28 protein-coding genes and 1 tRNA gene are annotated in these 25,811 nt (G+C 59.0%); 18 read left to right on the top strand and 11 right to left on the bottom strand.

Translation table 11 applies throughout. The features are described 5' to 3' along the window. Positions 1-63: 63 nt before the first annotated feature. Positions 64-1,251 (top strand): homoserine O-acetyltransferase, encoded by a 1,188-nt coding sequence (locus GF108_RS06090; protein ID WP_153667220.1) that lies wholly within the window; start codon positions 64-66, stop codon positions 1,249-1,251. Beyond that, positions 1,248-1,862 (top strand): methionine biosynthesis protein MetW, encoded by a 615-nt coding sequence (gene metW, locus GF108_RS06085; RefSeq protein ID WP_153667219.1) that lies wholly within the window; start codon positions 1,248-1,250, stop codon positions 1,860-1,862. Before GF108_RS06090 ends, metW begins: the two co-directional genes overlap by 4 nt. On the opposite strand, the gene GF108_RS06080 is transcribed toward metW, so the two are convergent. Next, entirely contained in the window at positions 1,859-2,605 is a 747-nt protein-coding gene (locus tag GF108_RS06080; protein ID WP_027231333.1) for a class I SAM-dependent methyltransferase, read from the bottom strand. The two genes, metW and GF108_RS06080, sit on opposite strands and share 4 nt — an antisense overlap. Before the next feature lie 146 nt (positions 2,606-2,751). Between GF108_RS06080 and gloB the strand changes: the two genes are divergently transcribed. Both gloB and GF108_RS06070 read left to right on the top strand, forming a co-directional pair. Next, a complete protein-coding gene (gene gloB, locus GF108_RS06075; RefSeq protein ID WP_153667218.1) occupies positions 2,752-3,522 on the top strand; it encodes a hydroxyacylglutathione hydrolase in 771 nt (256 codons plus the stop codon). Continuing rightward, the gene (locus GF108_RS06070) at positions 3,522-3,953 is read left to right on the top strand and encodes a cupin domain-containing protein (protein WP_153667217.1); all 432 of its coding nucleotides are present in this window, start codon (positions 3,522-3,524) and stop codon (positions 3,951-3,953) included. The genes gloB and GF108_RS06070 overlap by 1 nt, the downstream gene beginning before the upstream one ends. Before the next feature lie 6 nt (positions 3,954-3,959). On the opposite strand, the gene GF108_RS06065 is transcribed toward GF108_RS06070, so the two are convergent. Next, a complete protein-coding gene (locus tag GF108_RS06065) occupies positions 3,960-4,787 on the bottom strand; it encodes an EamA family transporter (protein WP_153667356.1) in 828 nt (275 codons plus the stop codon). A gap of 72 nt (positions 4,788-4,859) precedes the next feature. Beyond that, on the bottom strand, positions 4,860-5,669 hold the full coding sequence (locus GF108_RS06060; RefSeq protein ID WP_153667216.1) for a DUF3108 domain-containing protein: 810 nt from the start codon (positions 5,667-5,669) through the stop codon (positions 4,860-4,862). Between the two features lie 278 nt (positions 5,670-5,947). Between GF108_RS06060 and rpmB the strand changes: the two genes are divergently transcribed. Next, the gene (gene rpmB / locus GF108_RS06055) at positions 5,948-6,247 is read left to right on the top strand and encodes a 50S ribosomal protein L28 (protein WP_153667215.1); all 300 of its coding nucleotides are present in this window, start codon (positions 5,948-5,950) and stop codon (positions 6,245-6,247) included. Positions 6,248-6,346: 99 nt separating this feature from the next. Continuing rightward, entirely contained in the window at positions 6,347-6,997 is a 651-nt protein-coding gene (locus GF108_RS06050) for a queuosine precursor transporter (protein WP_153667214.1), read from the top strand. Here the strand turns inward: GF108_RS06050 and GF108_RS06045 are convergent. The 4 genes from GF108_RS06045 to GF108_RS06030 form a co-directional block, all read right to left on the bottom strand. After that, on the bottom strand, positions 6,970-7,980 hold the full coding sequence (locus GF108_RS06045) for an esterase-like activity of phytase family protein (RefSeq protein WP_153667213.1): 1,011 nt from the start codon (positions 7,978-7,980) through the stop codon (positions 6,970-6,972). The genes GF108_RS06050 and GF108_RS06045 overlap by 28 nt on opposite strands. Next, positions 7,980-9,866 carry a cobaltochelatase subunit CobT gene (gene cobT, locus GF108_RS06040; RefSeq protein WP_153667212.1) on the bottom strand — a complete coding sequence of 629 codons (1,887 nt, stop codon included), beginning with the start codon at positions 9,864-9,866 and terminating at the stop codon, positions 7,980-7,982. The genes GF108_RS06045 and cobT overlap by 1 nt, the downstream gene beginning before the upstream one ends. A 13-nt stretch (positions 9,867-9,879) precedes the next feature. Continuing rightward, positions 9,880-10,866: a cobaltochelatase subunit CobS gene (gene cobS / locus GF108_RS06035; protein ID WP_027231324.1), complete on the bottom strand. Its 987-nt coding sequence runs from the start codon at positions 10,864-10,866 to the stop codon at positions 9,880-9,882. Positions 10,867-10,959: 93 nt separating this feature from the next. Beyond that, the gene (locus tag GF108_RS06030) at positions 10,960-11,607 is read right to left on the bottom strand and encodes a J domain-containing protein (RefSeq protein ID WP_027231323.1); all 648 of its coding nucleotides are present in this window, start codon (positions 11,605-11,607) and stop codon (positions 10,960-10,962) included. Positions 11,608-11,731: 124 nt separating this feature from the next. Between GF108_RS06030 and GF108_RS06025 the strand changes: the two genes are divergently transcribed. Then, complete coding sequence (locus GF108_RS06025; RefSeq protein WP_113282091.1) at positions 11,732-12,034, top strand: BolA family transcriptional regulator; 303 nt, start codon at positions 11,732-11,734, stop codon at positions 12,032-12,034. A 116-nt stretch (positions 12,035-12,150) separates the two neighbouring features. On the opposite strand, the gene GF108_RS06020 is transcribed toward GF108_RS06025, so the two are convergent. The 3 genes from GF108_RS06020 to GF108_RS06010 are packed head-to-tail and all read right to left on the bottom strand — an operon-like array spanning position 12,151 to position 15,184. After that, complete coding sequence (locus GF108_RS06020; protein ID WP_153667211.1) at positions 12,151-13,437, bottom strand: HlyC/CorC family transporter; 1,287 nt, start codon at positions 13,435-13,437, stop codon at positions 12,151-12,153. Continuing rightward, on the bottom strand, positions 13,434-14,564 hold the full coding sequence (aroB, locus tag GF108_RS06015; RefSeq protein ID WP_153667210.1) for a 3-dehydroquinate synthase: 1,131 nt from the start codon (positions 14,562-14,564) through the stop codon (positions 13,434-13,436). Before aroB ends, GF108_RS06020 begins: the two co-directional genes overlap by 4 nt. Then, positions 14,561-15,184, bottom strand: coding sequence for a shikimate kinase (locus GF108_RS06010; protein ID WP_153667209.1), 624 nt, complete (start codon positions 15,182-15,184; stop codon positions 14,561-14,563). Before GF108_RS06010 ends, aroB begins: the two co-directional genes overlap by 4 nt. A 132-nt stretch (positions 15,185-15,316) precedes the next feature. Between GF108_RS06010 and GF108_RS06005 the strand changes: the two genes are divergently transcribed. The 11 genes from GF108_RS06005 (at position 15,317) to GF108_RS05955 (ending at position 24,740) form a co-directional block, all read left to right on the top strand. Further along, the gene (locus GF108_RS06005; protein ID WP_051614764.1) at positions 15,317-15,478 is read left to right on the top strand and encodes a hypothetical protein; all 162 of its coding nucleotides are present in this window, start codon (positions 15,317-15,319) and stop codon (positions 15,476-15,478) included. Positions 15,479-15,482: 4 nt separating this feature from the next. Further along, positions 15,483-16,409 carry a site-specific tyrosine recombinase XerD gene (xerD, locus tag GF108_RS06000; RefSeq protein ID WP_153667208.1) on the top strand — a complete coding sequence of 309 codons (927 nt, stop codon included), beginning with the start codon at positions 15,483-15,485 and terminating at the stop codon, positions 16,407-16,409. Between the two features lie 35 nt (positions 16,410-16,444). Continuing rightward, the gene (locus GF108_RS05995) at positions 16,445-16,957 is read left to right on the top strand and encodes a hypothetical protein (protein WP_153667207.1); all 513 of its coding nucleotides are present in this window, start codon (positions 16,445-16,447) and stop codon (positions 16,955-16,957) included. Positions 16,958-17,084: 127 nt separating this feature from the next. Further along, positions 17,085-18,038 (top strand): acetyl-CoA carboxylase carboxyltransferase subunit alpha, encoded by a 954-nt coding sequence (locus GF108_RS05990; protein ID WP_027231318.1) that lies wholly within the window; start codon positions 17,085-17,087, stop codon positions 18,036-18,038. A 253-nt stretch (positions 18,039-18,291) separates the two neighbouring features. After that, positions 18,292-18,368 (top strand) — tRNA-Arg (locus GF108_RS05985). A 170-nt stretch (positions 18,369-18,538) separates the two neighbouring features. After that, a complete protein-coding gene (locus GF108_RS05980; RefSeq protein ID WP_153667206.1) occupies positions 18,539-20,017 on the top strand; it encodes a UbiA family prenyltransferase in 1,479 nt (492 codons plus the stop codon). A gap of 8 nt (positions 20,018-20,025) precedes the next feature. Beyond that, entirely contained in the window at positions 20,026-21,342 is a 1,317-nt protein-coding gene (locus GF108_RS05975; protein WP_153667205.1) for an FAD-binding oxidoreductase, read from the top strand. A gap of 17 nt (positions 21,343-21,359) precedes the next feature. Beyond that, positions 21,360-22,097 (top strand): SDR family NAD(P)-dependent oxidoreductase, encoded by a 738-nt coding sequence (locus tag GF108_RS05970; RefSeq protein ID WP_153667204.1) that lies wholly within the window; start codon positions 21,360-21,362, stop codon positions 22,095-22,097. Then, positions 22,094-23,029, top strand: coding sequence for an NAD(P)-dependent oxidoreductase (locus tag GF108_RS05965; protein ID WP_153667203.1), 936 nt, complete (start codon positions 22,094-22,096; stop codon positions 23,027-23,029). The genes GF108_RS05970 and GF108_RS05965 overlap by 4 nt, the downstream gene beginning before the upstream one ends. An 8-nt stretch (positions 23,030-23,037) precedes the next feature. After that, positions 23,038-24,318, top strand: coding sequence for an NAD(P)/FAD-dependent oxidoreductase (locus tag GF108_RS05960; RefSeq protein ID WP_153667202.1), 1,281 nt, complete (start codon positions 23,038-23,040; stop codon positions 24,316-24,318). Next, on the top strand, positions 24,318-24,740 hold the full coding sequence (locus GF108_RS05955; protein WP_153667201.1) for a GtrA family protein: 423 nt from the start codon (positions 24,318-24,320) through the stop codon (positions 24,738-24,740). The genes GF108_RS05960 and GF108_RS05955 overlap by 1 nt, the downstream gene beginning before the upstream one ends. 55 nt (positions 24,741-24,795) lie before the next feature. Here GF108_RS05955 and GF108_RS05950 read toward each other — a convergent pair whose 3' ends face one another. Continuing rightward, positions 24,796-25,593 carry a rhamnan synthesis F family protein gene (locus tag GF108_RS05950; protein WP_153667200.1) on the bottom strand — a complete coding sequence of 266 codons (798 nt, stop codon included), beginning with the start codon at positions 25,591-25,593 and terminating at the stop codon, positions 24,796-24,798. Positions 25,594-25,811 lie beyond the last annotated feature (218 nt).

Here is a 25,811-nt window from a genome sequence, read left to right as displayed (position 1 = left end):
ACCATTGACTTTGTCTCTACCGCAACCATAGCTACCGGCATCTTGCTCAATTTTCGCGTAAAGATGACCAAAGCCAGCCGAGCATCAGCATCGACCGATCAGAAGATTCAGGAGGCGACCAATCCCCATAGTCCTGTGGTGGATTTCGGGGCGGACAAGCCCTTGCATCTTGATAGCGGCGTGTCGCTGTCTCCGTTCCGCCTGGCCTACCAGTCCTACGGCGAACTCAACGCCGACAAGTCCAATGCCATTTTGATCTGCCACGCGCTCACCGGCGATCAGCATGTTGCCAACGTGCACCCGGTGACAGGAAAGCCCGGCTGGTGGGAGACGCTCGTCGGGCCGGGAAAGCCGGTCGATACCGACCGCTATTTCGTGCTTTGCTCCAACGTCCTTGGCGGCTGCCTCGGATCGACTGGTCCCGCATCGATCAATCCAGAGACAGGCAAGCCCTATGCGCTCGATCTGCCCGTCATAACCATTGCCGATATGGTACGGGCTCAGGCCATGCTCATCGACCATTTCGGCATCACGCAACTCTTTGCCGTCATTGGCGGGTCGATGGGCGGCATGCAGGTGCTCGAATGGGCATCGAGCCAATCAGACCGGGTGTTTGCCGCAGTGGCGATTGCGACAGGCGCGCGGCATTCGTCGCAGAACATCGCCTTTCACGAAGTCGGCCGCCAGGCGGTCATGGCCGATCCCGAGTGGAAGGAAGGGCGTTATCTTGAAGCCGGTACAGTGCCCCGCAAGGGTCTCTCCGTTGCCCGCATGGCTGCGCACATCACCTATCTTTCGGAAGTTGCCCTGCATCGAAAGTTCGGCCGCAATCTTCAGGACCGGCAAAACGTCACGTTCGGCTTTGATGCGGATTTCCAGATCGAAAGCTATCTGCGCTATCAGGGCATGAGCTTCGTCGATCGCTTCGATCCGAACTCCTATCTCTACATGACCCGCGCCATGGACTATTTCGATCTGGCGGCCGAGCACGAGGGGCGGCTTGCGGACGCCTTTGCCGGGTCGAAAACACGTTTCTGCATCGTATCGTTTACCAGCGACTGGCTGTTTCCAACGAGCGAGAGCCGCACTGTCGCCCATGCCTTGAATGCCGCAGGTGCTTCGGTGTCTTTCGTCGAGATCGAATCCGATCGCGGCCATGATGCCTTCCTGCTCGATGAGCCGGAGATGTTTTCGGCCATCAACGGTTTCATTCGCTCGGCGGCCCGCGCCAAGGGGCTCCTGGCCCAATGAGTGTCAACACCAATGCCCGCGTCGATTTCGAAGTGATCGCCTCGCTGGTCAAACCCGGTTCCCGCGTCCTCGATGTAGGATGCGGCGATGGCGAACTCCTCGAACTGCTGCAGAGCGCAAAAAATGTCGATGGCCGTGGCGTCGAGCTATCGCAAAAGGGCGTCAATGAATCGGTGGCCCGCGGCCTTTCCGTCATCCAGGGCGACGCCGACAGCGACCTCAAATATTACCCGGATTCCGGCTTCGACTACGTCATCCTGTCACAGACCCTGCAGGCGACCCGCAATCCGAAAAACGTCCTCACCGAACTCCTGCGCATCGGCGAGCGGGCAATCGTATCCTTCCCCAATTTCGGCCACTGGCGCGTGCGAACTTCGCTTGCCCTTAACGGGCGCATGCCGGTCACCAAGGATCTTCCCTATAGCTGGTATGACACGCCGAACATCCATTTCTGCACGATCAGCGACTTTGTCGATATGACCAGGGAAGTCGGGGCCGAGGTCGAATCCGCCGTCGCGCTCAATGCGTTCGGCCAGCGGCTCGGCTTCAACATGCCGTGGGGATTCTGGAACCTATTCGGCCAGCAGGCCGTGTTTCTGCTCAAGCGTTAGATCCCATCCCGCCGGGCACTGGCGGTACCTGACGGTGACAGTACCGGAACGAAAACGCGCCGCGAGGAACGCTGCGCAACCGGCAGGCCCTGGTAGATTCGCTTCTGCGCTTCGACGATGTGAACGCCCGAGAACATCGGCCAGAAGCGCCGGCCCGCCCGCTCGAACAGCGGCGACGGCCGCATGACGGAGCGCCTTGACGACGGCGGAAAAAACAACGCCTCGGCCCAGGGACCCGGCGTGAAGTTGGCCTCGCGCAGGAGCCGCGTCAGCTGCCCGCCGCTATAGGGCCTGCCGCTGCCGAAGGGCGTATGCTCGAAGCGCGCCCACAGGCCGCGCCGGTTCGGCACGACAATGACCAGCCTGCCGTTGGGCGCCAGCACGCGCCACATTTCCTTGAGCGTTTCGCGCGGGTCTTCCGCATGCTCCAGCGCATGCACCATTAAAATCCGGTCGACGGAAGAATCGGGCAGCGGCAATTCCTCTTCGAAGATCAATGCCGTGGCGGAAGGCTCCGCAGGCGGCCAGCTCGCGGCGCCTTGCCCCGCGGGCATGAAGGCAAACGTACGCTCCGTATCGCCGCGGAACCGGTCGAGATAGGGGACGGCATAGCCAAGGCCGACGAGCCTTTCTCCAGGCAGTTTCGGCCAGATCGAAGCGAGTGCCATCGTAATCGAACGCTCGGTCAGGTGCCCGAGCGTCGATGCGTAGAATGCGCGGAGATCGATAATGTCGAGATGCATGCGGGCAACCTAAAGCGTTCCTACCTTAAATAGAAGCAGATACGACTATCGCCAACATGAACATAAAACTTAGAGGGACAGGTGGGTTGCGCCGCTGTGCAGCAAGGCTATCCTGTTTCTGCTCCCCTTTCTCCAAGAGAACGATCATGTCCAATCTCCAAATCGAACAATTCACGGCACGCAGCGATAATTTCGGCGTGTTGATCCACGATCCGGACGCCGGCCTCACTGCTTCGATCGATGCGCCTGAAGAAGCGGCGATCCTCGATGCCCTGAAGCGGCGTGGCTGGAAACTGACCCACATCTTTACGACGCACCATCATGGCGACCACGTCGAGGCGAACCTTGCCCTCAAGAAGCGTTTCGGGTCCGAAATCATCGGACCAGCCGATGAGCGATCGAAAATACCGGGGATCGATCGCGCCTTGAAGCATGGCGAGCGCTTTGCGTTCGGCAACTTCGAGGTCGAGGTCATTTCGACGCCCGGGCACACGGCAGGCGAGATTTCCTATTACATACCAAACGGCAAGGTCGTGTTCACGGGAGATACGCTGTTTTCGCTCGGCTGCGGCAGGCTTTTCGAGGGAACACCATCGACGATGTTTCAGTCGCTGCAGCGCTTGATGGCGCTACCCGGCGACACACAGGTCTATTGCGGACACGAGTATAGCGAAAGCAATGCGCGCTTCGCCCTGACAATCGATCCGGACAATTCGGCGCTGAAGGAGCGGGCCAAGGAGATCATGGCCTTGCGCGAGTCGAGCCTGCCGACCTTGCCGACGACGATCTTGCGCGAGATGGCGACCAACCCATTCCTGCGCGCCCATGATCCCGTTATCCGCAAGAACCTGAAGATGGAAAACGCCAGCGACGAGGAGGCGTTCGCCGAAATCCGCAAGCGCAAGGACGTGTTCTGATGACGCTGACGCCCGAGGCCATCCGCAGCTACCTTGGACTTTCGCCGCATCCCGAGGGAGGCTCCTACGTGCAGACTTTTCGCGACAATAACGAATGGCCGGTTGGCGGTCGCGGCCATTCGACGGCAATCTATTTCCTCCTCGAAAAGGGCGAGGTGTCGGCCTGGCACCGGGTCAAGGACGCCGCCGAAGTCTGGCACTGGTATGGCGGCGCGCCCTTGTCGCTGGCGATTGCATCTGCCGATGGAGCGCGCGAAACCCACCGCCTTGGTCTTGATCTTGCCGCGGGAGAACGGCCGCAAGCCGTCGTTCCGGCCGGACAATGGCAGAGTGCACAAACAACCGGCGAGTGGACGCTCGTCGGCTGCACCGTCGCACCGGGCTTTGATTTTGCCCAGTTCGAGCTTGCGGAGCCCGGCTGGGAACCCTGATGCGTTTTATCGGCGCTTGAACAGCATTTCCTTGGCTGCCAGCACCGCGCCGAGCGTGATGAGCAGGCAGGCGAGCATGACACGCGTGGTCGGCTCGGTCACCCCGGCAATGATGAGGACAAGGGTCGAAAGCAACGGCGCGGCATAGCTTGCTGCGCCCAGCACCTGGATGTTGCCGTGCTTGACGCCGTAATCCCAGACGTAGAAGGCGGCGCCGACCGGGAAGAGGCCAAGGCCGAGGACCGCCAGCCACTGAACCGCGCCCTCCGGCCAAATCGTCTGTTCAAGCATGAGGTGTGAGACGAACGAAAGTACTGATGTCGCCGCGCAAAAGCCGGTTACGGCATCGGTCGGAACATGGGCGAAGCGCCGCGACAGCAGCGAATAGGCAGCCCAAGTGAGCGCGCACAGCCCGGCCATGGCATAGCCGAAGCCATATTGCGCATCAAAGCCGAAGCCGCCGCCCTTGGTAATGATCAGCACTGTTCCAGACAGGCCAAGCAGCGTACCGACGATGTGAAACCAGCGCAGCTTCTCGCCCGGCATGAGTGCGGAGCCGACAACGATGAAGAGTGGCCAGAGATAGGCGATAAGGCTTGCATCTACCGCCGGTGCATTCCGAAGCGCGGTGAAGTAGAGGAAGTGGTAGCCGAAGAGACCGGCGATGCCAAGCAGCCAGACTTTTACCGGCTGGCGCAGGTTGCGTGCAGCGCCGGGACGCCAAAGCCAGGAAATCAGGCCGAGGCTCGTGCCGATGGCGAAGGTCATCGCTGTCAGCTGAAATGGCGGCACCTTGCCGGACACATCGGTGAAAAGGGCAAGCATTGCCCACATGATGATCGCAAGAAACCCGACGAACGTGGCCACGCGGCGCCCCCAATTTCGAAACGACCGCCCCCGGCCGCGCTATTTTGTCTTTTCGAAGCGGGTCGCGTAAACGGTAACCGTACCGATCTGCGTGCCGATCCTCGCCTGCACGGGCGAATAGATAGCTGACTTGCCCAGCGAAGCAAAGGTGAGACTGATCTTGCTGGAGTTTTTCAAATATTCTATCGCCTTGCGGCCCGCCTGATAGCCGGCGATCGGGACGAATTTCGCGGTACACGTTATGGCATCGCCTTTGAAGCCGCGAGTCGCGAATGGGGCGACACCGCCTGATGGCGACAGCTTGAGATCGACGCGCGTCTGCCCGTCATAAAGATGCAAGGTCTGGGCGCAGACCTCATCGGGACGATCCGCCGCAACCATCACTCCGGATATGGGATCGGCAACGGATTGAAGATCGGCAGGCGTCAGCTCCACCCAGTTCTTCTTCTTGCTATTAATCGGCGGAACATTGGTTGTGTTGGTCACATTGCCATTGGTGAAGGCAATCGAGGTCAGCTTGTCGCGGTCGCCGTGCCGGTACTTCACCTCATAGGAATTCGGCACAGGACCGTTCTTGGCAAGGTGCCCGGTGACATCCAGATTCCCGTTCGTATCGTCGAAAATACTGGCAAGGCCGGAACTCGAAAGCTTGCCCGTGACCTTGTAGGCACCATTTTCCTCAACGCTGGTCGAAAAACTCGCCTTGGCGATCGACAAGCCATATATCGACACACGGTAGTCGGTCTTGAACGACTGCGCGCCATGCGCCGGCACGGCTCCGATAAGCGCAGAGGCGGCCAGCGGAACGAGGGCTAGTCTTCGGATGGCAAGGTGCCGGGTTGGCTTCATTCTGTCATTCCCGTCGGTGCGCGTCCCTTTCTTCGGTTCGAACGTAGAAAGCAGGCAAAGTTGTGATAAAGATGTGAACTGACGGCCTGCCACGCAAGAGCTGTGCCAAACTTCGCAGCCGGCAGCAGAAGTAGACTTGACGCGCGCGGCTCATATCACTATAGAAACGCGACTTCCCAATAGGCCGCCTGTCCGATAAGCGCGCCGCTGCACGGCGACGTGCGATGGTAACAAGAAACATTCGGGCTATAGGTAATGAAATTTGAAGGTGAGACCCAATGTCCCGCACATGTGAATTGACCGCTAAATCGGTACAGTACGGTAACAATGTGAGCCATGCGAACAACAGAACGCGCCGCCGCTTTTTGCCGAACCTCTGCCACGTTACGCTGATCTCCGAAGCTCTCGGTCAGAGCTTCCGTCTGCGCGTCTCGGCTCATGCCCTGCGCAGCGTCGAGCATCGCGGTGGCCTGGACGCGTTCCTGGCCAAGGCTGACGAGAAGGAATTGTCGCAGCGCGCTCGTCTCTTGAAGCGCCAGATCGCCAAGAAGATTCTCGAGGCACCGGTTGCTGCCTGATCCGGCAGCGGCTTCCATTTGATTGCCGTAAGGCCAGCTTCGGCTGGCCTTATTGTTGTCATCATCGTTTTGGCTGGTTCCATTACCCAAGATAAAAAAATGCCGCTCAAAAGCGCTTATTCTCCTTCGGATTTCATTCTTCCCGTCCTCGCCATGTGCGCCGTGGTCGCTGCCTCCAACGTTCTGGTGCAGTACCCGTTCAACCACTTCGGCCTTGGTGAAATACTCACCTACGGGGCTTTCACCTATCCGATTGCATTCCTGGTCAACGACCTTGCCAACCGCAGTTATGGCCCCGCCTTTGCGCGCAGGGTCGTCTATGTCGGCTTTACGATCGCTGTGGTCCTGTCGATCTGGCTGGCGACGCCGCGCATTGCGATTGCCTCTGGCACTGCCTTCCTGACGGCGCAGTTGCTCGACATCACTGTTTTCAACAAGCTGCGGCAGTTGACCTGGTGGAAGGCCCCGTTCGCCTCGGCGATCTTCGGCTCGCTCCTCGACACGCTGCTGTTCTTCTCCATCGCCTTCGCCGCGAAATTTGCCTGGATCGATGCAGTGACGGGCCGTCCCGACTCGTCACTCGCCATGCCTGTTCCATTCTTCGGCCACGAGATCCCGCTGTGGATGTCGCTGGGCTTCGGCGACCTCATGGTCAAGATCGTCATGGCCGTGGTGATGCTCGTCCCCTATGGCGCCATCCTCGCCATCTTCGCCCCGGCGATCTATTCGGCCAACCGGAATTCCAGATAGAGATTGCGCTGGACGATCGAGTGGTTGTCGTCGGAAACGAGTGACACCCGCGTCGAGCCGTCTTCGGCCTGCCAGACGTCAAGCGCTTCCATATTGTCGATCTGGTAGCGCATGTCAGCATCAAGAATGAGCGGACCGTCCACAGTCGCGCCGGGTACGATGGCGTCGGCGGCTATCCGGCGAATGCGCAGTGCAACGCCGCTCGCAATGCTGAAGCGGCGTTCCAGCAATAGGAGATCGCCGTTCGGCAAAAAATCCCCATCGCTGATGTCGAAACCATCGATGCGCTTGACGTAGAAGATGCCCTTGCGCGGCCCCTCAAGCAAGGCAGCAAACATGTCGCCGGCCTTGTTGATGCTCTTCTCGGTAACGGCAACGCGGGCGCCCTGGAGCGGCCCTGTCTCCGGCGCATAGGCAATCGTTTCGATGCCGCGATTACTGCGGAGCTCGTTCTCCGGGATCAGCAGCGGTAGAAATCTTGGCTTTGACGCGAAGTTTTCGAGATCGAGATCGAATTCGGCGATCCGGTGCACACGTTCGAACGAGACCGTCACCGTCCTGCCCGAAACGCTCATGCCTTCGGCGTCGGAGTTCCATTTGCCCTCAAGAGGCGCGCCGTCCTCGCTCTGGATCGGCGCGAGGCGGAATTTGCCGACGCCAACCGGCCTGCCCTTCTCGTCGCGTTCCACCGTCCCGGCATACCAGAAGCCCGTATCGGTAATGCCGAGAAACGAGCCGCCTTTGTCGAGATAGCGGAACGCCGAAAGGCCTCCGAAGTCGCGATTGGTCGAAGAAAGGTCGAGACCGCCGACGAACTCCAATCCGCCAAATCGGGTTTCTGACGATCCAATCCGAAAGTTGCTGATTGGATATGCCTTCACAACGGCGGGTGACACGCCCTCGTCCTGCGCTTGCGCAGTGAGTGGAATGAGAATAGCGGCTGATAGTAATGCGCGCCGGAAAGCCAGCGCGGGTCGCCGCATTAACGCTTCCGCGCGGATTTCAGCGCCCGTTCCGGCTCCTCGAACAGTGAGGCGAGTTGCTCGGTCATGGCGCCGGCTAGCTCCTCCGCATCGACGATGGTGACAGCCCGTCGATAGTAGCGCGTGACATCGTGACCGATGCCGATCGCGATCAGCTCGATGGGCGAGCGCGTCTCGATCTCTTCGATGACGGCGCGCAAATGCCGTTCGAGGTAGTTGCCCGGATTGACCGAGAGCGTCGAATCATCGACCGGCGCACCATCCGAAATCATCATGAGGATGCGACGTTGCTCGGGGCGGCCGAGCAGACGCTGGTGCGCCCAGATCAGCGCCTCGCCGTCGATATTCTCCTTCAGCAGTCCCTCGCGCATCATCAGGCCGAGATTGCGTCGTGAACGGCGCCAGGGCGCATCAGCGCGCTTGTAGACGATGTGGCGCAGATCATTGAGGCGCCCGGGATTGGCGGGTTTGCCGCGTTCGAGCCAAGCCTCGCGCGCCTGACCGCCCTTCCAGGCCTTGGTCGTGAAGCCGAGAATCTCGACCTTTACGCCGCAGCGTTCGAGCGTGCGCGCCAATATGTCTGCGCAGGTGGCAGCCACCGTGATCGGACGGCCGCGCATCGACCCGGAATTGTCGATGAGGAGGGTGACGACCGTGTCGCGGAAATCCGTATCGCGTTCCTGCTTGTAGGAGAGCGGCTGCGTCGGGTCGATGACAATGCGCACCAGCCGCGCGGAGTCGAGATAGCCTTCCTCGAGATCGAAATCCCAGGAGCGGTTCTGTTGTGCCATCAGGCGGCGCTGCAGCCGGTTGGCGAGCCGTCCGACGACACCGGAAAGATTGGCCAGCTGCTTGTCGAGAAAGGCCCTCAGCCTGTCGAGTTCTGCTTCGTCGCAAAGTTCTTCGGCGTCGGTCGTCTCGTCGAACTCCTGGGTGAAGACCTTGTAGCCGCTTTCGCTGCCGAGATTGGAAAAAGGCGGATTGGGCCGGCGCGCCTCACCCGGAATTTCGGCGTCGGCGTCGCTATCCTCTTCCATCTCGTCCGATGAAGCATCGGTGGCCTCGGTTTCCCCGGCCTGGCTGTCATCGCTGGACGTGTCGGAATCATCGCTTTCGGACGAATCGCTGCCTTCGTCCTGCTCGGAACCGCCCTCTTCGTTCTCCTCCGGATCGGGCGAATCCTCGCTATTGTCCTGGTCTTCGTCCTGCTGGCTGTCCTGGGCGAGATCCTCTGCCATTTCCATGGAGGCGAGCATCTCGCGCACGACGCGGGCGAAGGCATTCTGGTCGTTGATCTTGGCGGCCAGGTGGTCGATGTCGCCGGCGGCTTTCTCCTCGATCCAATCGCGCCAAAGATCGAGGACGTTGCCTGCCGATTCCGGCGCCTTGCGTCCGGTCAGTTTCTCCCGCACGAGAAGCGCCACGGCTTCTTCGAGCGGCGCTTCGGCCTTGTCGGTGATCGCGGGAAAATTGGCCCGCGCATATTTATCCGAGAGCATCGAAGTCAGGTTTTCGGCAACGCCGTCCATGCGCAAGGCGCCGATCGCCTCGACACGCGCCTGTTCCACCGCGTCGAATATCGCCCTTGCCTGCTTGCCTTCCGGTGCGAGCGTCGCGTGGATACGGTCATTGTGGCAGGCCTTGCGCAGTGCCATGGAATCGCCAAGACCGCGGGTGACGGCGATGTCGTTGGCGGACGGGCGCTTGGGAAGGTCCGGAAGGCGGGCGCGATGGCCGGTCAGCGCCGGCTTGTCATTGCCAAAGCCGACTTCGAGTTCATGATCGCCGGCAATGGCGCGCATGCAGGCGGTAACGGCACGTTTGAAGGGCTCGGAATCGACCGGGCCTTTCGGATTTGTACGTAAGTTATCTCCCGGACCTGCCATTTCCAACAGCCGCTCAGCTTATGACGACGTTGGCCGTTGATTCGGGCAGTTCCTTGCCAAAGGCGCGCTGGTAGAACTCCGCCACGATCGGCCTTTCAAGCTCATCGCACTTGTTGAGGAAGGTAAGCCGGAAGGCGAAACCCACATCCTTGAAGATATCGGCGTTTTCGGCCCAGGTGATGACCGTTCGCGGGCTCATGACCGTCGACAGATCGCCGTTGATGAAGGCCGAGCGCGTCATGTCGGCGACGCGGACCATCTTCGAGATGATCTCCTTGCCTTCCTTGTTCTGGTAGTGCTTGGCCTTGGCCGCGACGATTGCAGCCTCGTTGTCGTGCGGCAGATAGTTGAGCGTCGTCACGATTGACCAGCGGTCCATCTGCGCCTGGTTGATCTGCTGCGTGCCATGATAGAGGCCCGTCGTATCGCCGAGACCGACGGTATTCGCAGTCGCGAACAGCCGGAAGGCAGGGTGCGGGCGGATGACCCGGCTCTGGTCGAGCAGCGTCAGGCGCCCGGATGATTCCAGCACGCGCTGGATCACGAACATCACGTCGGGCCGGCCCGCATCATATTCGTCGAAAACGAGCGCGACATTGTGCTGGTAGGCCCAGGGCAGAATGCCGTCGCGGAATTCCGTAATCTGCATGCCTTCCTTGACGACGATCGCATCCTTGCCGACGAGATCGATACGGCTGACATGGCTGTCGAGGTTGACGCGGACGCAAGGCCAGTTCAGGCGGGCGGCGACCTGTTCGATATGGGTGGATTTGCCGGTCCCGTGATAGCCGGAAACCATGACGCGGCGGTTATAGGCAAAGCCTGCGAGGATCGCGAGCGTCGTCTGCTTGTCGAAGAGATAATCGTTGTCGATTTCCGGCACGTAGGCATCGCCCGCCTTATAGGCAGGGACCATCATGTCCGAATCAAACCCGAAGAGCTTGGAAACCGAAACCGTTGTATCCGGCAAATTCGCAATATCGCGATCAACCTTGTTCATCATGCCTCCAGCGCGACTGCACGCGCAGACGCAAAACGATAGTCACACCCTGAAACCTCCGGCGAGGTTTCGAAAAATAAGCCGACAGCGGTCCTAGCAGAAACCAGCCTGCTTAAGCAATTGATAGGCCTGGATTACGTCACGGAAACGATCCTCGGAAGCCCGGTCACCGCCGTTGGCATCGGGATGATGGCGCTTCACCAGCTCTTTATAGCGCGACTTGATGTCTTCGCTACTGGCTTTTGCGCCAAGTCCCAGCGTATCCAGCGCTTTCGCCTCCAAGGGTTTCGGCTTGCGCACATGAACCCGCGCCTCATTGAAAACGCTGTTCGGATCACGAAAACGATTGAGATAAGCCGCGCGGCCCGAGCGCAGCTTGGAAAAATCCGGCGATGTGCGCGCGCCGCCGGCGCTTGCAGCCTGGGCGCTTGCGCCGGCGCCCGTTCCAGGCAGGCCGGCGATGGTCCAGGTCGGGCGGTCGCCCGTCAGGGCTTCCTTCTGATAGCGCGCGACTTCGGCGTCCGAGAGACCGGAGAAATAATTGTAGCCCTTGTTGTACTCGCGCACATGATCGATGCAGAAGTGGAAGAATTCTCCCTCCTTCATGCGGCCCACGGGGGCGCGATGCGGACCCGGCTTTTCGCAGCCGTCCCACTGACACACCGGAGTGCGCGATTTTTCCTCTTCCGCCTTCTTCGGCCGGATGCGGATGCTGTCAAAATATTTCGAATTCGAGGTCATCTATCTTTGCTAAGCATGAATTGACATTTGCCCATGGATCGACCTAACGCCTGAAATGGCGGTAAATTTGTGATCATGTACGGATTTGCCAAGTGAAACTACCATATGGGCGCAGGAGAACGAAATGTCCACTCAGTCCGCAATCGAAAACAAACTGAACGAGGCTTTTCATCCCGTTTCTTTGGCAGTCATTAATGAAAGCCACCTCCACGCCGGTCACCATCATTCAGACGGCGATCATCATGGCACATTTGACGGGTCGGGCGAAACGCATTTTCGGGTGCGTATTGTCGCGGACGCCTTTACGGGACTGTCGCGCGTCGAGCGCCACCGGGCCATCAACAATGTCCTCAAGGAGGAATTGAACGGGAGCGTTCATGCGCTGGCGCTTGAGCCGGCAGCACCCGGCGAGCCTACACGTAAATAGCGTTCAACACTCCACCCACTGCCTTTGGGGCCTGGCAATCGCGCCCGATTGCGGGGCACAGACCTCGCGGAAACTAGCCGGCTTGGGCTGAAGGAATAGTTAGGATTGTCGTGATTCTAGCGGGATCCGGCCTTGTCATCCTCCAGGGGACGGATGCGCAGACGCGTGATGCGGTTTTTTTCCCGCCGCAGAATGGTGAAGCGCTTGCCGTGGAAGGTGAAGGCCTGCTTTTCCTTGGGGATGCTCTGCGTTTCGTGGATCACAAGCCCCGCGATGGTTGTGGCTTCAGCATCGGGCAGGTTCCAGTCGAGCGCACGGTTGAGATCGCGAATCGGCACTGAACCGTCGACCAGCACTGAACCGTCCGGCTGCGGCCGGCAGCCCTGCACGTCGATATCGTGCTCATCGGCAATGTCGCCGACGATTTCCTCAAGGATGTCCTCAAGCGTGATCAATCCCTGAACATCGCCGTACTCATCGACGACGATCGCTATATGCGCCTTGCGCCGCAAGAATGCATTGAGCTGGTCCTGCAATGTGGTCGTATCGGGCACGAACCACGGCTTGGTCGCGACCTTCATGATGTTGATCTTCGCAAAGTCGCGGTCTGCGTCACGAATGGCCCGCACGAGGTCCTTGGCATGGACGACACCGACTATATTGTCGCTCGCCCCCTTCCAGACCGGGATACGCGTGTGATGGCTCGCCAGAATCTCGCCGATCACCGTTTCGACCGGATCGTCGGCATTGACCGAATCCATGTCCGTGCGATGGATCATGACGTCATAGACTTCGAGCTCGCGCAGATCGAGCAGGCCGCCGATCTGGTCGCGGTCGCCTTTAACGACCGAGCCTTCCTTGTGCAGGAGGTCGACCGCGCCGCGCAGCTCTTCCTGCGCCGACAACATGGATGTTCCCGCAGCTAGGTTGATGCCGAAGGCGCCCAGCATCTTGCGCACGATCCAGTTGACGAGGTCAGAGATTGGGCCGAGCACGAAAACCGTGCCCTGGGCGAAACGCACGAGCGCCAGCGCGTGCCGATCCGGGCTCGCGACGGCCCATGATTTCGGCAGGACTTCGGCGAAGATGACAAGCATCACCGTCATGATCGCCGTGGCATAGGCGACACCGGCCTGTCCGAAGAGATCAAGCAGCATGCTTGTCGTCAGCGACGAGGCGAGGATGTTGATCAGGTTGTTGCCAATCAGCATGACCCCGATCAGCCGGTCGCGCTTTTCGATGAGATTGGCAACGATCTTCGCCCGGCTGTCGCCACGGTTGGCGAGGCGATGCATGCGCGCCCGCGATGCGGCTGTCAGCGCCGTTTCAGACCCGGCAAACAGTCCGGAGATCAGGATCAGACCGAAGATGACTCCGCAAAAGATCCAGATTTCCAGGGTCATCTTTGCTGCTTCTCCTGCAAAAAACTCAATACGGCGGATGCCGGCACGTCCTTGGCTATGAAAGACTGGCCGATTCCCCGCGTTAGTATGAAGGTAAGCGCACCACGCGCCACCTTCTTGTCCTGGGCAATATATTCCATCAGCCTTTCGGCGGGCGGAACATCACCCGGTATTTCTTCGATCGACGTCGGAAGGCCGACCATGCGCAAATGCGTTTCAACTCGCGCGGCGTCGTCGGGGCTCGCCAGGTTCATCTTGGCCGAAAACTGATGGGCGAGGACCATGCCGATCGCTACAGCCTCACCGTGCACAAGCCTCGAAGAATCATAGTGCGTGGCTGTTTCGAGCGCATGCCCGAAAGTGTGGCCGAGATTGAGCAAGGCCCGGTCACCGGTTTCCCGCTCGTCGCGGGCCACCACGTCCGCCTTGGACCGGCAGGAGACGGCGATCGCCTCCGTCCGCTCCGGACCACCTTCGAAGATGCCGCGCCAGTTCTTTTCGAGCCACGCGAAGAATTGGGGCCGGTCGATCAGGCCGTATTTGGCGACTTCCGCATAACCGGCGCGGAACTCGCGTGGCGACAGCGTGTCGAGAACATCCGTATCGGCGATGACAAGCTGCGGCTGGTAGAACAGGCCGACGAGGTTCTTGCCGTGGATGGTGTTTATGCCGGTCTTGCCGCCGACAGAGGAATCGACCTGCGCGAGAAGCGAGGTCGGCATCTGAATGAATCCCATGCCGCGGCGGGCGATGCCCGCGGCAAAGCCGGCGAGATCACCGATGACGCCGCCGCCGAAGGCAATGACAATGTCACCGCGCTCAAGTCGCGCCGAAAGGATAGCGTTGGTCACGGTCTCGAGCGTGGCAAAGCCCTTGGACTTTTCGCCCGGCGCAACGATGATCGGCGTCACGTGGACGCCCGCAGCGTTGAGACTGTGCGTCAGGCGTTCAAGGTGCAGGCCGGCCACGGTTTCGTCGCTGACGATGGCAACGCGCATGGCATCGGTCCGATCGGCGATCTCACGACCGGCGCGCTCGATAAGCCCTGATCCTATGACAATATCATACGAGCGGTCCCCGAGCTTGACGGGAACGACGGTTGTCGCTGCGGCGGATGCTTCCGTCATTTACTCGTTTCCTCACCGGTCATCACCACGCCGCCGAGGTGCTCGGCAATCGCCTGCATCGCCTCAAGCGCAATGATCTCTTTCTTTTCTTCGCGTGAATTGACCGTCAGATCGGCCCGGGCATAGATCGGATAGCGCTCGGTCATCAATCGCTCCATCACGCCGCGCGGGTTGTCGTTCTTGAGAAGCGGCCGGTTCTGCTTGCGCGCCACGCGCTGCATCAGCACATCGAGCTCGGCCTTCAGCCAAAGCGAAACGCCCTCCGAGGCAATAGCCCGCCGCGTCTGCTCGTTCATATAGGCGCCGCCTCCGGTAGCAAGCACGATCGGCCCATCCTCCAGCATGCGGGCAATTACCCGCCGCTCGAGGTCGCGGAACTCGGCCTCGCCATAGGCTTCGAAGAGTTCCGGTATCGTCATCGTCGAGACCTTTTCGATCTCGTGATCGGCGTCGAAGAAGGGTAGCTCGACCAATGCGGCAAGCTTTTTGCCGACCGTCGACTTGCCGGCGCCCATCAGCCCGATGAGCACGATGGATTTGTGCCCAAGGCGCTCGCGGATGGACCTTGCAGTCTCTGATACGTCCGTATGTTCTACTTGGTCTTCAGTGGTGTTCATCATTGCGTATCGACAGGAAAACTCTGTTTTCGTCAAGCAAACTATAGTGGTCCTGCCATTCTTGCCAGTTTCATGAAATCATAAGGTTTCGGCGGCAGGATTATGGAACCTCAAACCTGACCATACGAAGCGAAAATGCCTACCCTGACACGATTGATCCTTGTCCTCGCGATCCTCGCCGGGCTCGTCTATGCCGGCATGGTCGCGCTGGTGACCTTCGTGCATCCCAAGCAGACCGAAATGACCATTCGCATTCCAAGCGAGAAGCTCAACCCGAAGCCCGACCAGAAGAAGTGACGCCATGCGCGCTGCCGCCGCCATTGAAACATTTCTCGAAATGATGAGTGCCGAACGTGGCGCCGCCCAGAACACGCTCGAATCCTATCGGCGCGATCTCGAAGACGCAGCCGCCTTCAGCGCGGCGGCCGGCGAGCAGCTGACGGATGCCGCCAATGCGACGGTTCGCGCTTATCTTGACGAAATTTCGGCCCGTGGCTTCGCCGCAACCTCGCAGGCCCGCCGGCTCTCGGCGCTCCGCCAGTTCTTTCGCTTTCTGTATACCGAGAATCTCCGGGGCGATGATCCAACGAGCACGCTCGATGCCCCCAAAAAGGAGCGAGCCCTTCCTAAAATCATGAGTGAGGCAGATGTCGAGAAACTGCTTGCGCGCGCCGAGCTTGAAACAAACGATCCGCAGGCCTCTGGCGCATCGCCGATGCAGGCCCTGCGTCTCCATGCTCTTCTCGAAATCCTCTATGCAACGGGCCTGCGCGTTTCCGAACTTGTTGGATTGCCGGTGGCTGTCGCCCGGCAGGACAGCCGGTTTTTGATGGTGCGCGGCAAGGGCTCGAAAGACCGGATGGTGCCGCTGTCGACAAAGGCGCGCGATGCGATGAACCGCTACCTCGCCGCCCGCGATGCACAGCCCAATCTGGCCGACAATTCCTGGCTGTTTCCCGCTGTTTCCGAAACCGGCTTTCTGGCGCGGCAGGTTTTTGCCCGCGAGTTGAAAGGGCTGGCGGCCCGCGCCGGCCTAAAAACCTCCGCGATCTCGCCGCACGTCCTGCGGCACGCCTTCGCCAGCCACCTCCTTCAGAATGGCGCCGACTTGCGCGCTGTCCAGCAATTGCTGGGTCATTCCGACATTGCGACGACCCAAATTTACACGCATGTGATGGAAGAACGCCTGCACAGGCTTGTCACGGAGCATCACCCTCTGGCAGACTAAGGAGAAGGGCAAAGCATTCAACCAGAGGTCTATCCATGTGGCACTTGTTGAAGAAGATGATCACCCGACCGGAGCCGCCGCCCGCCGAAGCCGACGGCGAAGTGATGCATTTCCATGACCGGGGCTTCACCCGCACCAGCCACCTGACCCGCTCCATGGGCTGGCGGCAAAGCTGGGGCTGGAACGAGGTAACCGCCTTCGGCTTTACCTTTACCCCCGCCATGTTTCCCGACCCGTGGTTTGGCGACTATATGGAAAGCCAATGGTTCTTTACCGTCGATGACGGCGAGCGCAAGGAACACATCTACTTCGATGTCACCTGGCTCGATCTTGACCGCCTGCCTCGCGGCCTTCTCGATCGTATGCCGGACCTTGACCTCGACAGGTTGCGTGAAGGGTTGCAAACCGCAGCTCTGGGCCCGCGCAATTTTGCTGGCGAAGGCCGCTGGATCGGCTGGCAACACGCGGAACCGAAACCGAGGCGGCGCAAGACTGCCGCGCCGCCCAGGCCGCCGAAGCTTGCAAGGCGCAAGCCCGCGACGAAGTAGCACCACACCTTCGCCTGAATTCCCCCCAATAAGTTGCGCCGCCGGCGCGCCGTTCGGCCACTTGACATGCGCCTCGGCAACAGCCAGTTAGAGCAAAATTCACCGTTTGCAGGCAGACATCTCGTCCATGTACAACTACCTTGATTTTGAGAAACCGGTCGCCGATCTCGATGGCAAGATCCTCGAGCTGAAGAAGCTCGCCGAAGAAGGCGACGCGCTCGATACCAATGACGAGATCGCACGGCTGGAAAAAAGGTCGGCCGAGGCTCTGCGCGATCTCTACCGCAAGCTTACGCCCTGGCAGAAGGCGCAGATCGCCCGCCATCCGGACCGTCCGCATTGCGTTGACTATATTTCCAAGCTCTTTACCGACTTCACGCCCCTTGCCGGGGACCGCAATTTTGCCGACGACGATGCAGTGCAGGCCGGCCTTGCCCGTTTCAACGGTCAGGCCGTCGCCGTGATCGGCCAGGAAAAGGGCAACGACACCAAGTCGCGCCTCAAGCACAATTTCGGCATGGCCATGCCCGAAGGTTACCGCAAGGCCGTGCGCATCATGGAACTTGCGGACCGCTTCCAGCTGCCGGTGCTGACCCTCGTCGATACGGCCGGCGCCTTTCCGGGTATTGCCGCCGAGGAACGCGGCCAGGCAGAAGCCATTGCCCGCTCCACCGCGGCCTGCCTCAACCTGAAGGTGCCGGTCGTCTCCGTCATCATCGGTGAGGGCGGGTCCGGCGGCGCCATCGCCATCGCCACGGCGAACCGTGTCTACATGCTCGAACATTCGATCTATTCGGTCATTTCGCCGGAAGGGGCGGCCTCGATTCTCTGGCACGATTCGACGCGCGCCAAGGATGCGGCAACCTCGATGCGCATTACAGCGCAGGATCTCTACGAACTGAAGATCATCGACGGCATCATCCCCGAGCCCATGGGCGGGGCCCACCGCGGCAAGGATGCCGCCATCGAGGCGACCGGCAACATCATCAATGTCGCGCTGAAATCCATGGGCAACATGGACGGCGACGCACTGCGCCAGGATCGCCGCGACAAGTATCTCTCGATCGGCCGCAATCTTTAGAGCGTTCTCTTCAAGCAATCGGCGCTCCAGGTTCCTCGCTTTCGACCTCTTTACTAAGCAAGGGCCGCTTGTCTCCGGGCTTTTTTGCGCTGCGCTTCACCGCATGCTGCAGCGAATTTGCTACGTCGCCGAACAAATCCGCTCCGCGACCCTACTGCCGAAAATAGTTTCGGTTTTTTTACGAAGCAGCTTGCAATTCGGTTCCCAACCCATTACGAACCGCGCTGCGCAGACGAACGCGCATAAGTGGTACGCGCCCGTAGCTCAGCTGGATAGAGCACCAGACTACGAATCTGGGGGTCAGAGGTTCGAATCCTTTCGGGCGCGCCATTCTTTCAATATGATCCAATTATAGTTGTGATTGCCAATGTAGGCGGGAGCCCGATTTCGCAAGGGCATAGCGATCCTGCATTTACTGTGAGCTGTCAGCGGCCTTGTGGCGATGCATCACTTGTGCCAGAAACATTTGGTATTTTTCACTGGAAAAGTTTCAGCTATCAATGGAATTGGTATACCGCAAATTGGATGGAGAGATTTCTCCCGATGCCGCGAATATTCACTCGGCGCGATATCCCCTTGTCGTCGATCTCGATAAGACGCTGATATTGACCGATACCCTGCATGAGCAGGTCGTAGCCGCAATCTTTACAAAACCGGCAGCGCTTGCCTTTGCCGCTCCGAGTGTGCTGCGCGGGCGCGCCGCGCTGAAAGCCTCCCTGGCGTCGAAGGTCGATCTCGCTTCGACCGTGTTGCCTCTGCGTGAAGATCTCGTCAAGTGGCTGCGTGAGCAGGCCGCGGCAGGACGCGAAATTCATCTCTGCTCGGCGGCCAATCAAGCGGTTGTCGAGAATGTTTCCCGCCGCGTCGGGATTTTTGTTAGCGCCATCGGTTCGGCGACGGCAAATCTGAAAGGCCGCGTCAAGGCAGAACATCTTGCGCGCACTTTCCCGGATGGGTTCGTCTATGTCGGCGACAGCCGAGCGGACCTTGCCGTGTGGAAGGTGGCTGAAGGGGTTGTTCTGGCTGGCGCGTCGCCCGGCGTCGCCAAGGCCGCGCGCGGTCTCGGCAAGCCGGTAGAAGCGGAGTTTTCCAATCATCCGCTCGGTTTGAAGGATAGCCTCAAAGCGCTGCGGGTACACCACTGGTCCAAGAATGCGCTCATTTTCGTGCCGCTGGTTCTTGCCCATGCCTGGGGTGATTTTGCCGTTGTGCGCGATACGATCCTCGGTCTTATCTGCCTGCTAATCGTGACGTCTTCGACCTATCTGCTCAACGATCTTGCGGATTTGAGTGCCGACAGGGAGCACTGGTCGAAACGCAATCGGGCGCTCGCCAGTGGGCGACTTCCCATCGCATCCGGTCTTTTGCTGGCTTGCAGTGGCCTCATGGCCGCCTTCATCGGCTCGTTGTTCCTGTCTCCCTATTTTACGCTTGCCTTGGCGGCCTACCTGACACTCACCCTGGCCTATTCATTCGGGCTCAAGCGCGTACCCATCCTGGATACGCTTATCATCGGTATCCTGTTCACCACGCGCCTTATCATGGGGATTGCCCTTCTTAGGGTACCCGCGTCGGCGTGGCTCCTGACATTCTCGGTGTTCTTCTTTTTCTCGCTCGCCATGGCCAAGCGTCACACCGAAATCGTCCGTGCTTCATCAAGCGGCTCCCATAGTCTCGCGAGCCGCGGCTACCTGATCGAGGACGAGCCGCTCACACTGGCACTTGGTGTAGCTTCCGCCGTTGCATCCCTGCTGATTATGGTTCTCTTCATCGTCGAAGAGATGTTGCCGGGTCCGTTTTATTCGCATCCGCAGTTGCTGGCAGGTATACCCGTCTTCCTCGCGATCTGGATCGGACGTATCTGGTTGCTCGCCCATCGCGGCCGAATGAACGACGACCCCGTCAGCTTCGCCTTGCGTGACAGGCCAAGCATTCTGCTGGGCATTCTGATCGCAGTGCTGTTTGTGGCCGCCCTATGACGTCATACATGGTTGCGGATGACATCCGCTCCTGGGGCGGAACGGTAAAAGCGCAGCATTTCGTCAGTCGGCCGAGTTGGCGTGAGCAACTGCCGGAGATCCTTGCCCGGAAAGAGGGACGAAGCGTGCTCGGCATCGGCTTGCGCCGATCCTATGGCGACAGCGGACTCAATCCCGATGGCTCGCTTATCGACATGACTGCGCTGGACCGGGTGATTTCGTTTGATCCTGTGACCCGGCTGTTGCGCGCGGAGGCCGGAATCGCCTTTGACAGCATCCTCGAGCTCTTCGTGCAGCGCGGCTACTTTCTGCCGGTCACGCCTGGCACGCGTTTCGTTACATTGGGCGGCGCCATTGCCAACGACGTTCACGGCAAGAACCATCATTCCGCCGGAACGATCGGCAGATGGGTGCGCCGCATCGGTCTCCTTCGATCCGATGGCACTGAGATCGAGCTGACGCCCGACGATCAAACGGGGTTATTTGCTGCAACGATTGGCGGATTGGGCCTGACGGGCCTGATAAGCTGGGCCGAGATCGAACTTCTGCCGATTGAGAGTGCCATGATGGAGGCGGAGACCATCCCCTTTGCCAATCTCGACGCATTCTTTGCCGTAGCAGCGGAAAGCGATGATGCTGCGGATTACACGGTCGCCTGGGTCGATTGCCTGGCAAGAGGTGACCGGCTGGGGCGGGGACTCTTCAGCCGTGCCCGCCACGCGCCTTTAGGAGCGCGACTGACAAAACAAGTAAAGCCAAGGCTCAGCATGCCCTTCGCAATGCCGGGCTTCATGCTGAACCGTACCTTCATAGGTTTGTTCAACGGCCTTTATTTCTACCGCGGCCGCCGGGCTGCGGGACCTGCGATTACTCCATACCAGCCTTATTTCTATCCCCTGGATGCCATCGGCCATTGGAACCGGATGTATGGCGGCCGGGGCATGTACCAGTATCAATCGGTCGTGCCGCCAGTCACGGCGCGCGACGCCACGCGGGAAATGCTCGAGACGATCTCCAAGGCTGGCGAGGGGTCGTTTCTGGCGGTGCTCAAGACTTTTGGTGGAGTGCCGTCACCCGGACTTTTATCTTTTCCGCAGGCGGGCACGACGCTTGCACTCGATTTCCCCAACAAGGGCCAGTTGACGCTTGACTTGTTGAACCGGCTCGACGACATCGTCCGGGAGGCAGGCGGGCGGCTCTATCCTGCCAAGGACGGGCGGATCTCCGCATCCATGTTTCGCGCCGGCTATCCGGCGTGGGAGACGTTTGCCAACCATGTCGACCCGGCATTCTCGTCAGCTTTCTGGCGAAGAGTGAGTCAATAACGAAGAGGAATGATTTTTTGCGCGTTATCGTTTTGGGAGCGACATCGGCGATTGCCGAGGCCACAGCCCGCCTCTACGCACTGGAAGGCGCTGATCTGCTGCTGGTAGGCCGCCAGGAAGGCAAGCTTGAAGCCATTGCCGCGGATCTGAAGGTTCGAGGCGCGACCCGCGTCGAGACAGCCGTCCACGATCTTGCTGTTTCGGACGATGTGCGCACCAGGCTTGCGGAACTTGTTGCGACGCTTGGAGGCGTCGATCACGTTATCGTCGCCTACGGGATTCTCGGCGATCAGAACGAGGCCGAGCGCTCGACGGAGGTGGCGGAGGATATCCTGAGGATAAACTTCAATTCTGCAGCGGCCTGGTGTCTGGCTGTTGCGGATTTGTTCGAAACCCAGGCCCGGGGTTCGCTTGTCGTGCTGGGATCAGTGGCGGGCGACCGCGGCAGGCGCGCAAATTACGTATATGGAGCTGCAAAGGCAGGCCTTGCCGCTCTCGTCGAAGGCATATCGCATCGTTTCGCCAGCAATGGTCCGCGCGCGGCGATTGTCAAGCCGGGGCCGACCATTACGCCAATGACCGATGGAATGAAGCGCAAGGGCGCGTTGTGGGCGACACCCGAGCAAGTAGCGAAGGTCGTGCGGCGCGCCGCGGATGACAAAGGGCCCGTATTCTACGCTCCGGCCCGCTGGCGCTTGATAATGCTCATCATCCGCAACTTGCCCACAGCAATCTTCAACCGGATGAGCATATGACCCGCAAGATCATCATCACCGGCGCGGCAGGCCTTGTCGGACAGAATCTTATAGCCCGGCTTAAGGCAAATCCAGACATTGCCATCGTCGGCATCGACAAGCATCCCGCCAACACAGCGTTGCTTCGGCGGATCCATCCGGAAATCGAAGTCATCGAGGCTGATCTTGCAAAGCCCGGTGCTTGGTCGGGCGCGCTCCCTGGAGCAGATGCCCTGGTGCTCAACCAGGCCCAGATCGGCGGCCTTTATGAGCAGGAATTCACCGACAACAACGTGACCGCCACCGAGAACATCGTAGCGGCCATGCGCGAGCACGGAACGCCTTACTTCGTGCAGATTTCATCGTCGGTCGTGCACTCGCAGGCCGATGATTTCTACACGCGTTCAAAAACGGCTCAAGAGAAGTTCATCGATACCGTAACCGATATACCGCATTTGATATTGCGCCCGACATTGATGTTCGGCTGGTTCGACCGCAAACATCTTGGATGGTTGCGCCGGTTCATGGATCGAACTGCGGTCTTCCCGATCCCGGGTGACGGCAAGTTTATCCGCCAGCCGCTATATGTCGGTGATTTCGCCGCCATCATCGCTGCTGGATTGGATAGCCGGGCGACGGGCACCTACGACATTTCGGGGCTGGAACAAGTCCACTATGGCGAGTTGATTGCACTCATCCACGACATCGTCAAACCAAAGGCGAAGATCGTCCATATACCCTATGGGCTGTTTTGGGCACTGCTATACGCCTATGGCAAGCTCAACAAAAACCCGCCATTTACGACCAGACAGCTGGAGGCGCTTGTCATACCGGAGACGTTCCCGGTTATTGATTGGCCAAAAATTTTCGATATCAAAGCAACCCCGTTGCGGAAAGCGCTCGAGGAGACTTACCTCGATCCGCGCTATTCCGGTATTGTTCTCGATTTCTAAGGATCGCCATGAGCAGGATCGTCGTCATAGGTGCCGGGCCAATGGGACTTGCGGCTGCACATCGCGCCGTTACCCTCGGTCACGAGGTTGACCTGATCGAGGCGGACAGCAAGCCGGGCGGGATGGCAGCGCATTTCGACTTTGGCGGATTGTCGATCGAGCGTTACTACCATTTTGTCTGCAAGACCGACAAGCCGACATTCGCCTTGATGGAAGAGCTTGGCATTGGCGACAAGATGCGCTGGACGCCGACCTCCATGGCTTACTACATGAAGGGCAAGGTCCACCCTTGGGGCAGCCCTATTTCGCTTTTGATGTTCCCGCATTTGAGCTTCATCGCCAAGCTGCGGACAGGCGTTCAGATGTTTTTGACGACCAAGGCGAAGGCATTCGATCGCATCGAAAAGTTGACCGCGCGCCAGTGGATCGAAGGCGGTTCAGGCAAGGAAGTCTACGACACATTGTGGCGGCGCCTCATGCAGCTCAAATTCTATGAACTCTCGGATGATATTTCGGCGTCCTGGATTGCCACGCGCATCAAGCGCATCGGCAATTCACGCCGCTCCATTTTCCAGGAGGAGCTCGGCTATATCGAGGGCGGCAGCGAGACGCTGGTCAAGGCACTTGCATCTGCCTTCGAAGCAAAGGGAGGTCGACTGCAGCTTTCGGCGCCGGCAGAGAAAATTGAGACTGAGGACGGCAAGGTCACAGGCGTTACCGCGGGCGGGCGGTTCTTCCCCGCCGATGCAGTCATCTCCACCGTGCCAACGCCGCTCATCTCGAAACTGGCTCCGGATCTTCCGCAGGCGTGGAAGGCAAAATACGATGCAATCCGCAATATCGGCGTCGTTTGCCTCCTGTTCAAGTTGAAGCGTTCGGTCACCAAAAACTTCTGGCTCAATATCGTCGACGACGAGATCGACATTCCGGGTATCATCGAATTTTCGAACCTGCGCCCTGTCGATGATACGATCGTTTATGTGCCTTATTACATGCCCACGACCCAGCCGAAATGGCAGTGGACCGACCAGCAGTTCATCGATGAGGCGTTCGGCTATATAAGCCGCATCAATCCGGCGGTCACCAAAAGCGACCTGATCGATGCGAAAGTCGGCCGCCTGCGTTATGCCCAGCCGGTCTGTGAGCCGAATTTCTACAAGAAGCTGCCAAACGTTCAGACCCCGATTGCAGGACTGCAGATTGCCGACACATGCTTTTATTATCCGGAAGATCGCGGCGTTTCGGAAAGCATTCGCTTTGGCCGGTCAATGGCAGAGGCAGTTATCTGATGCGTGAGCGAGCGATCTCAGTTGTCGGATCTCCTTTCGTGCGGTTTGTTATTTCAGGCGGGATAGCCGCCGCAATCAACATTCTTTCCCGCATCGCCTTCTCGCAATTCCTGCCCTTTAGTGCGGCTATTGTGCTCGCTTTTCTGGTAGGAATGACGACGGCCTTCATATTGATGAAGCAGTTCGTTTTCGAAGAGTCCGGTAACTCGACTGGAAACGAATATGTGCGCTTTGGACTTGTGAACCTTGTCGCACTTTTGCAAGTGTGGCTGGTGAGCATCATTCTGGCACGATGGCTGTTCCCTGCGATCAACTATAATTGGCATGTTGATACAACCGCCCACGTAGTGGGGGTCCTCAGTCCGGTCCTCACCAGCTACGTCGCGCATAAATCATTTACTTTTGCCGGCACCGGACGGTAGCGTCTCGCAGAATTCGTTACACGACGGATCGCGTTTCGCAATGGCAGGTCGTGGACTAAAAGTAGGTTAGTTTTCGATGGCGGACTTTATGTGGAAACAATTCCGTGTCATCGCCAATTTCCCGTAAAGACCAACCTTGGGCTCTCAGTGTCATCGGGATTGCTCGTTCAAGCACGTGAGCGTAGGTGCCGTCTCTTTGGCCGCGTTCCTTCTCGAACTGACCAAAGTCGACATTGGAAAGTATCTCATTGGCGCACTGCGATCTTATCCAGAACATGGTTCCTGCATAGAAACCAAGGTCATGGGCAGCTGGCGGATTTGATCCTGCCGATCTCATGAATTTTAATGTTTGTCTCTTGTTCGAGCCCCAGTATCCCAGATCGCTGACATAGGATCCGCTCGCGCCAATCATCGCCAATTTGGGAGAGTTGCCAAATTCGTTGACGATCTTTTGGACACCTGCTTCAGAGGGAACAAGTTCATTCAGCAGATCGCGTCTCCATTTCTCGCCGGTTGAAGAATAGAGGCTACGCTTGCCGTGAATTTTCAGGATTGGGATATCGTCGGGCAATTTGAGGAGAGCGAGTACCCTCAGGAAGGGCAGGACATCACGCCCTTTGTTTTCGGTAGCCAATACGTCAAGCGAGACCTTGCTTCGTCGCCATCCGGACTTGAACGATGCCAGCACGGACGGGTTTGATGACGTAACATGGACCTGGCTGCCATCCGGCAATCGGTCGAGTATCAAAATGAGCTCGTCGACAACTTCTTCATAGTGGCAATGGCAAATAGCAACGACCGGGTGCTCGCTGGTCTCATCTACGTCTGGCTTGGGTGATTCATTAACTGACAACTGAACTGTCTCCACAAGACGACGAAGAACCGTTTAGCAACAACGGATTTTAGCTGGTCGCCAATACTTCACAACACCGCATTGTTGTTCGATTTTCAGCGTAGTGAAGAATCCCGTTACGTCTGTCAAACCGTAATCACTGGTGACACGCGATTTGCGACCTGCCTTCAAAATTCAACGCCTTTATTCAACCGCTCCAATCAATCAATTTCGTTTCA

Source organism: Phyllobacterium sp. SYP-B3895 (assembly GCF_009647635.1).
GTDB lineage: Bacteria > Pseudomonadota > Alphaproteobacteria > Rhizobiales > Rhizobiaceae > Phyllobacterium > Phyllobacterium pellucidum.
This window is presented reverse-complemented; position numbering and strand designations above follow the sequence as displayed.